Consider the following 1550-nt stretch of genomic DNA (forward strand, 5'->3'; position numbering starts at 1 on the left):
GAAAGCCACATCTCTGTGGCGGTCCGGGCATGTCAAAAGGTGGTAAGGTTCTGCGCGTTGCTTCGAATTAAACCACATGCTCCACCGCTTGTGCGGGCCCCCGTCAATTCCTTTGAGTTTTAATCTTGCGACCGTACTCCCCAGGCGGATTGCTTAATGCGTTAGCTGCGTCACCGAAATGCATGCATCCCGACAACTAGCAATCATCGTTTACGGCGTGGACTACCAGGGTATCTAATCCTGTTTGCTCCCCACGCTTTCGAGCCTCAGCGTCAGTAATGAGCCAGTATGTCGCCTTCGCCACTGGTGTTCTTCCGAATATCTACGAATTTCACCTCTACACTCGGAGTTCCACATACCTCTCTCACACTCAAGACACCCAGTATCAAAGGCAATTCCGAGGTTGAGCCCCGGGATTTCACCCCTGACTTAAATGTCCGCCTACGCTCCCTTTACGCCCAGTAATTCCGAGCAACGCTAGCCCCCTTCGTATTACCGCGGCTGCTGGCACGAAGTTAGCCGGGGCTTCTTCTCCGGGTACCGTCATTATCGTCCCCGGTGAAAGAATTTTACAATCCTAAGACCTTCATCATTCACGCGGCATGGCTGCGTCAGGCTTTCGCCCATTGCGCAAGATTCCCCACTGCTGCCTCCCGTAGGAGTTTGGGCCGTGTCTCAGTCCCAATGTGGCTGATCATCCTCTCAGACCAGCTACTGATCGTCGCCTTGGTGAGCCTTTACCTCACCAACTAGCTAATCAGACGCGGGCCGCTCTAAAGGCGATAAATCTTTCCCCCGAAGGGCACATTCGGTATTAGCACAAGTTTCCCTGAGTTATTCCGAACCTAAAGGCACGTTCCCACGTGTTACTCACCCGTCCGCCACTAAGTCCGAAGACTTCGTTCGACTTGCATGTGTTAGGCCTGCCGCCAGCGTTCGCTCTGAGCCAGGATCAAACTCTCAGGTTGAGTTGACTTCTGACCTAAAGCACTAAGACCATCCCAAAGGACGTCTTGGCGTTAGTTCTACGTATTTGTTTGACGAGTTCCCACCCGTCGATCCTAAGACCGACGCATGGTATCTTTTCAAAAAGACCGCAGATAGTCAGTGTCGTATGATAGCCCCTAGGACTATCGCAAGGACACCGCCGCCTGCGTTTCTCTTTCCATATCAACAATGTCAAAGACCAGAACCGCCAAAACGGCCCGACTTGTTTAGCGCCTCGTCGTCGGCGGAGGCGGCGATTTAGAGACCGCCGAACCTCATGTCAACCGCTCTTTTCAGAGATTTTGCAGATCCAAGACCAAGGCCTCAAAACCACAAAAAACCACCGCAAGGAAAACCAAGAGGCCTTCCTCTTAACCGTTCGGCGATTCGATTGGAGCGCGGAACCTATTGAAACCAACCCAGGAAAGCAAGAAGTTTTTCAACCCCTCAACTCCCCCAAAACTCCCGAAACCAAAGTCCCAAAAGCCTCAAAGGCCGGCCCGTCTCCGAGCGAGGCAGCCCTATACGGGCCACCCTCCTAACCCGCAACCAGATTCTGAAGG

The 1550-nt window shown here is 53.0% G+C and carries 1 rRNA gene; it reads right to left on the reverse strand.

Going from position 1 to position 1550, the window contains the following annotated elements:
- A 16S ribosomal RNA gene (locus AC1RKE_RS16000) occupies positions 1–968 on the reverse strand; the annotation flags it as partial.
- Positions 969–1550: the final 582 nt, after the last annotated feature.

The sequence above is a fragment of the Brevundimonas sp. GW822-FHT03E11 genome (assembly GCF_058801445.1).